Origin of the sequence: Emticicia sp. (assembly GCF_043780375.1) — a bacterium.
In the GTDB taxonomy this organism is placed as follows: domain Bacteria; phylum Bacteroidota; class Bacteroidia; order Cytophagales; family Spirosomataceae; genus Emticicia.
Genome location: NZ_JAYWCU010000234.1, coordinates 1 through 6,484, shown reverse-complemented (window position 1 = coordinate 6,484; position 6,484 = coordinate 1). Strand labels below are relative to the sequence as shown.

The following is a 6,484-nucleotide window of genomic DNA, read 5'->3' as shown; positions in this document are numbered from 1 at the left end:
GTGCCTTTTATGCTAATATCGGCCGAAAATGTGATTTTAGTTTCTGAAATCGGCTCTCTTGATATACTTTCGATATTTCCTAAACCCAGATTTCGGGTTAAAATAATTTGATTGTTGCGTAAAACCTGAAATGATATATTTCGAGGAATCAGCACCTTTTTCAGAATATCTTCTACTGTTTCATTTTTAAATTCTATGTTTATTTTTTCGTTTGAAGCTACCACCTCTTTTTGGTATGAAAAGGTTAAATCAACCTGCTTTTCGATACTTAAAAGTACAGATTTTAGGTTGCCATTTTTTATCAAAATAGAAACCCGTTCTCTCAAACTTTCTTGACCATAGCTTTCATGGGCATAACTTACGCTTGCCACAAAAACAGTCATCAACAATTGGGTTATTGAGATTTTCATAATCTTGAAAATCGTTTTTTTTGTAAAAATTTTAGACATACATTTGTTTGTTTTTGTTTGATAAAGGCAAAACAACTTATTCGTGATTTCTTCGGACTTCCGAGTAAATCTAAAGGGAGCGATGTTCGAGCATCGTTTCCTTTTTCGGGTTTTAAGCAAGATTATTTTATTTCATAGATGAGTGTTTAGTGGTGAAATCAGTAATTTATTACAACCTTTTGATTCAATTATGATTTGAGCATCAACTTCCTTATAAGTACCACCGATGATGCCGCATATCAAATCAAGTTGATCGGAAAGCGGTTCATCTCTTAGCTTGGTCGTGATTATACAATTCGATAAAATCTCCTCATTATAAATAAGTTTGATACCGTAACGCTTTTCTATAATCTCCAGAATTTTATCGGCAGACACTTCGTCAAACTCGGTTGGTAATTGTTCAGGTTGTTGCGTCAGTGGCATTGGGACTTCAACGAGGTGTTTACTCAAATCTTCGCTTGGTCGGTTATATATAGCTTGCTGGTTTGGTAATAAAATCAAAGCATTTGTTTCTGGGTCATTCAGATTTATTTGACGTTGGTTATAAACAGATACTTTTCCAGTAAGCACTTTCACTATTACTTTTTTATCTTCCTCAAAAGCCTTAATTCTGAAACTTGTACCCAGAACCTTGGTTACGACTTCATTGGCATACACATAAAATGGCTTATTTGGATTATTGGCGATTTCAAAAAAAGCCTCCCCACTCAATACGACCATTCTTTTATTGGTAGCAAAATGACTCGGATAACTCAGCTTACTGCCTTTTTCTAAGGTAATTCTACTTCCATCCTCTAACTCTACAGTCATCGCAGAAGCCGATTTATTGATACGCTCTATTAGTGTATTTTTATCTTCTATCGAAGCCACTAAAGCACTGTAATTTACTTTTCCTTTAGATTGATTTAAGAAAAACAACCATCCGATTCCGAACATAAGAATAAAACTTACTGCCCATCGGTATAGAGGCTTATTCCACCACATAATTTCTGATTTTGTAGTGTGGTTTTCTTCGATAATTGCCTTTGAAATTTTTTCCCATACTAATTTCTGGTCAAGTTCAACTGATTTCTCTTTTTCAATAGAATGGATTTCTAAAATTATTTGGCGAGCTTCATTGACGATTATAGCTTTGCTGGGGTTTTCTATTAAATATTTTTGCCAATCACTATCATTGTTAGCAAAAAGTACCCATTCAACAAATGAATCATCGTTTAGTAAATCTTGAATCTGATTATAATTATATTTCATCTTGTTTTTAAAACTATAAACCTTATATTATGCATAGGTAACAATTTCAGAAAAAAGTAATCATTGTTTTTGATTTTTTTTATAAAAAATGCCTAAAACATTTTTAGAAACGTTTTAGGCATGAATATTTCACTCGAAGTTCAGGTTATTTGAATAGAAAAAACAATGCGATTGAGATTAAATCTTTAAGCGAAATCTTCAAAATTGCGTACGATTTAGATAATAAATTTTTGACAACTTGCTTTTGGACTTGCATAATCAATGCTATTTCTTCAAGACTCAAGCCTTGATAAAATCGTAAATGAACTGCTTCTGCCTGACGATTGCTTAAATTATTCATTGCTTTCCGAACAGATATTGTCCTTATTTGATTCGTTTCAACATCAATAGACTCTTGTTCTAAAGAAATTGTACCTAAATAATCCAAAAAATTATTGACATCTTCCGAACCTTCAAATATATCTTTTTGTATATTCCGGCTAAACTGATTCCGAACAGCTCGAAATAAATAGTATTTTACGTTCTCAATATCATTCAAGTATTCTTTTCGTCGCCAAAGGTCAATAAACACATCTTGGATGGCATCTTCAACTAAATCTTTATTAGGATTAAGACGAAGCCCATAGTTTCCTAAAACCTTAAAATATTTATGATACAATTGCTCAAATGCTTCCGTATCACCTATTTTGAAGGCTTGCCAAAGCAAAATATCGCTTTCAATATTTGTATTTACATTACTATAATTCACGATATATATAAAAATATCAATAAAAATACTTTACATTGTACAATATTATATTATATAATATGCTTTACTATCCTGTACTGTCATGCCTGATTAATGTAATTGAGTAATATATTTAAAAAGTCAAGAATGTAATAAACATAATAATGAGGAGAGACTAAAAATAGGCTACTTTATGATTTGTTACCAATTTGATAGCAAACCCAAATAAGAGATTAAATTGCATTTACTTCTTTGTTTAATTATGAAGTAAATGTATTGTCCCAAAAGAGATAGCTATACTTATTTATCCTTTATCTGTTAGGCACTAATAGGTACTTTTCTATGCCTGAGATATTTATATAGTGTCATTTTTGAAACCCCAATTTCAATAGTAATTTGATTGACTCCCATTTTGCCTTCTTTGTAATAACTTTCGGCCAATATGGCTTTTTGTTCTGCTTCTTTAGTCATTCCTTGTCGGTGACCTCCTTTTCTGCCTCTGGCACGAGCAGCTTCCAAACCTGCCTTGGTTCGTTCTCGAATTAAGTCTCTTTCAAATTCTGCAAAACAAGCTGAAATATTAAAAAATAATCGTCCTTGAGGAGTAGTAGTATCAATGGCATCGTTGATACTTTGGATACCCACTTTCTCTTCATTTAATTGGGCAACTACTTCCAACAAATGTTTCAAGGAACGACCCAAACGGTCAAGTTTGTAAACTACCAAAATATCATCTTTGCGAATTTGACTCCAAAGTTTGGCAAGTTCACCACGGTCGGTCTTAGCTCCCGATGCTGTCTCTTTGAAAATTATTTCGTAACCAGCTTTTGTAGTAAATGTAATGGTCAAAACGAAATATTGAAAAAAGACCAAACTAAACTCGAATTTGGAGTTTCAAAAAAGGGTCGATAAAACCGACAACATGATTTCAAATGTAGTTCGTTTTACGCCTGTTAAGCGACGAAAATTTGAATCCGTCAATGATTTTACTGAATCGTATTTTGCCATAATATCTCAAAGTTCGATACTTAAATATAGTTTACAAAGACTTTTGAAAGAACTCTAATAATATTTCAACAAATACTATATTAAAATTATGCTATTTTTGCATTTAAAAATACCAAATTTAAAGTCAAAGGCATTGCCAAGTAACAGAGAATATATTAAATCTGTCAAAAATTTAACCAAAGAGCAAGAACAAGCACTTTGGATGGATATGATTTCGGGTAATAAAAGAGCTTTTGAGAATTTATACAAACAATATTTCCAACCATTAATTAGCTACGGCTTTCGGATTACTCCAAACGAAAACCTCATCGAAGATGCTATTCAAGAGGTTTTTATAAGCCTTTGGAATAATAGAACCCATCTTTCCGAAGTTAATGAAGTTAAATTTTATCTTTTTCGTTCACTAAAAAATAGAATTGTCCGACAACTCGAAAGAGATATTTTTGACAAATCAGAAGATATTGATACTTATTTAGACTTCTTGATAAGTATATCTGACGAACAAAAAAAGATTGATTCAGAACAATGTGAAACTGACTTAGATACCCTACAAAGAGCAATCTCCCATCTTCCTATACGCCAACAAGAGGTAATCAACCTAAAATATTACCACGATTTTACATTAGATGAGATAGCTAAACTCATGGATGTAAATAAACAATCGGTTAGCAATTTACTATTTCGTTCTTATGCGACGCTTCGTACCCTTCTTAAAAGTTGGACAATCTCAATATTTTTTTTAAAATACTTTATACTCAGTGAGTAATTTCATAAAAACGGTGTATCTGTATTGTTGAAAGCCATTAAAATAGCTTTTTCAAAGATGGAATATAAGTTTTTTCAGATACAAGATTTTATTAAAGATGATGCTTTTGTCCGTTGGGTAAAGTATGGAGAAAATGATGCTTTTTTTCAAGCATTTATATTAGACAACCCTGAAAAGCAAACTATCATTAGTAAAGCCTCCGACTTTATTAAAAAAGTAGCTGAGGTAGAAAAACTTCGCCAACCTAATATTAGCCAATCAAAAGTATGGACGGCAATCAGCGACAATATTGATAAGGATTCTGAATCATTGAAACCAAGTTTATTGTCAAAATTATATGCTACAAAATGGGTAAAAATTAGATGGGCTGCAGCTGCCTGTCTTGTGATTGGCATTGGCCTAAAAGGATTTTTATCAAACAATAATCCTAAAAAAATAAGTTACTCTGAGTTGGTAGCTACGGCAGAAAAACAAATCAAATTAATTGAAAAAATAAATAAATCTAACACTCCACTGTCTATAAAACTTGAAGATGGGAGTGTAATCATACTGGCAGAGAACGCCAAATTAAGCTATCCAAAACACTTTGAACCGAATAAGAGGCAGGTTTTTTTGAGTGGTGAGGCTTTTTTTGACATCACTAAAAACCCAAAAAAACCGTTTTTTGTCTATTCCAATGAAGTCATTACAAAAGTTTTAGGAACAAGTTTCACCATTAAGGCATTTGAAGATGCCCCAGAAGTAATAGTGAGTGTAAAAACAGGAAGAGTTTCAGTTTTTCACCAAAATAAAATCGCCCTCGCCGACCCCGAAGAGGAAGCTCTAATCATTACGCCAAATCAACAAATTGTATTCTCCCGAAAAGCCGAATCGCTTACCAAATCTTTGGTTGAAAGCCCTATCCTAATTAAAGATTTAAGCCAGTTGCCAGAACAAAATTTTGAAGATAAACCTGTTTCAGAAGTGTTGAAAGCCATTGAGCAGGCTTATGGTGTACATATTATTTATGATGCAGACCAACTCTCACATTGTATCATCACAACTACACTCGCCAACGAATCATTATATAGCAAACTCGATATTATGTGTAAAACAATTGGTGCAAGCTACAAAATAGTAGATGCCCAAATAGTGATTCAGTCAATGGGCTGCAACTAATCAAATAAATCCGTTAAAGTTTACCGTTTTCAACCCTAACCCCCCAATAATATATGAAGTCAATGATTATCTAAACAAAAAAAATCGAGGGAAAATGCTTCAACATTTATCCCCCGATACTCCCAGCCTATCTATACTGATGAGAGATAGGCGTGAATTTTCATTTTTCTTTCAAAAAACATTTAAAACTATGACAAAAAATAGTACTAAACAAAATTTTCTATTGTTTATGAAAATCAACCTCATACAATTGATTATAGCAGGCGTTTTTGCGGCAAATGCTTTTGCGATACCTGCAAAAGCACAGGATTTGCTGCAAAAAAAGGTGAGTATATCTCTCCAAAAAGGGAGTATAAAAACCTTGTTGAAATCAATAGAAAAGCAAACAAACGTTTTGTTTTCATACAAAAAAGATTTGATTGCGAATGATGAGCCACTAACCTTGGAAATAAAAAACGAAAAGGTAGAAGATGTACTTAGAAAAGTGCTAACGCCAAGAAATATTACATTTGAAACCGTGGGTGAAAGACAAATTATTTTGATTCGTTCCAAGTCTATGGGGCTTGATTTAAAAGAAAATGGTTCTAATCAAACAAATATGACTTTGTCCAATATTGAGAATAATGTAAATAACGACATCATCATTAAAGGTACTGTAAGCGACGAAAAAGGCGAAAAACTGCCAGGTGTAAGCGTAATAGTAAAAGGTACAAGTCGTGGAGGTACAACAAATGTCGATGGCGAATATTCGATAGCGGTAACTGATAGTAAATCCATTTTAGTTTTTAGTTTTGTTGGATTTCAAGCACAAGAAATTACTGTTGGAAATCAGACAAAAATTAATATTGTACTCAATATAGATAATAAAGCACTTGATGAAGTAGTAGTCGTAGGCTATGGTGTGCAGAAGAAAAAAGACCTTACGGGTGCTGTTTCGTCTATTGGTAGTGAAATGTTTAAAGAACGCAAAGAAACCCAAGTAGCACAAGCACTCCAAGGAGCAATGTCAGGTGTTATGGTAACTCGTAGTGGAGCAAATGGTTCTATGGGTGGTGCTACTATCAGAATTCGAGGAGTAACCACCATCGGAGATTCTAATCCATTGGTGATTGTAGATGGCGTTCC

The 6,484-nt window shown here is 33.1% G+C and carries 7 protein-coding genes; 3 read left to right on the top strand and 4 right to left on the bottom strand.

The window, feature by feature from the left end; translation table 11 throughout:
- From ACH2CJ_RS17930 to ACH2CJ_RS17915, 4 genes are all read right to left on the bottom strand, one after another.
- A partial coding sequence (locus tag ACH2CJ_RS17930; protein WP_394994805.1) for an STN domain-containing protein occupies positions 1-410 on the bottom strand: 410 nt, incomplete at its 3' end.
- 171 nt (positions 411-581) lie between these two features.
- Positions 582-1,700, bottom strand: a complete 1,119-nt coding sequence (locus tag ACH2CJ_RS17925; protein ID WP_394994802.1) for a FecR family protein — start codon at positions 1,698-1,700, stop codon at positions 582-584.
- 145 nt (positions 1,701-1,845) lie between these two features.
- Positions 1,846-2,448: an RNA polymerase sigma factor gene (locus tag ACH2CJ_RS17920; RefSeq protein WP_394994800.1), complete on the bottom strand. Its 603-nt coding sequence runs from the start codon at positions 2,446-2,448 to the stop codon at positions 1,846-1,848.
- Positions 2,449-2,745: 297 nt separating this feature from the next.
- Complete coding sequence (locus tag ACH2CJ_RS17915) at positions 2,746-3,276, bottom strand: recombinase family protein (RefSeq protein ID WP_394994797.1); 531 nt, start codon at positions 3,274-3,276, stop codon at positions 2,746-2,748.
- Positions 3,277-3,523: 247 nt separating this feature from the next.
- Between ACH2CJ_RS17915 and ACH2CJ_RS17910 the strand changes: the two genes are divergently transcribed.
- From ACH2CJ_RS17910 to ACH2CJ_RS17900, 3 genes are all read left to right on the top strand, one after another.
- Positions 3,524-4,201, top strand: a complete 678-nt coding sequence (locus ACH2CJ_RS17910; protein WP_394994795.1) for an RNA polymerase sigma factor — start codon at positions 3,524-3,526, stop codon at positions 4,199-4,201.
- 57 nt (positions 4,202-4,258) lie between these two features.
- Positions 4,259-5,359, top strand: coding sequence for a FecR family protein (locus ACH2CJ_RS17905; RefSeq protein ID WP_394994792.1), 1,101 nt, complete (start codon positions 4,259-4,261; stop codon positions 5,357-5,359).
- Between the two features lie 229 nt (positions 5,360-5,588).
- Positions 5,589-6,484 (top strand): carboxypeptidase-like regulatory domain-containing protein (locus tag ACH2CJ_RS17900; protein ID WP_394994789.1); only part of this gene is annotated, 896 nt, incomplete at its 3' end.

Coding starts and splice junctions, on each gene's coding strand:
- ACH2CJ_RS17910 (WP_394994795.1), top strand. CDS start 3,524: ATGCTATTTTTGCATTTAAAAATACCAAATTTAAAGTCAAAGGCATTG.
- ACH2CJ_RS17925 (WP_394994802.1), bottom strand. CDS start 1,700: ATGAAATATAATTATAATCAGATTCAAGATTTACTAAACGATGATTCA.
- ACH2CJ_RS17905 (WP_394994792.1), top strand. CDS start 4,259: ATGGAATATAAGTTTTTTCAGATACAAGATTTTATTAAAGATGATGCT.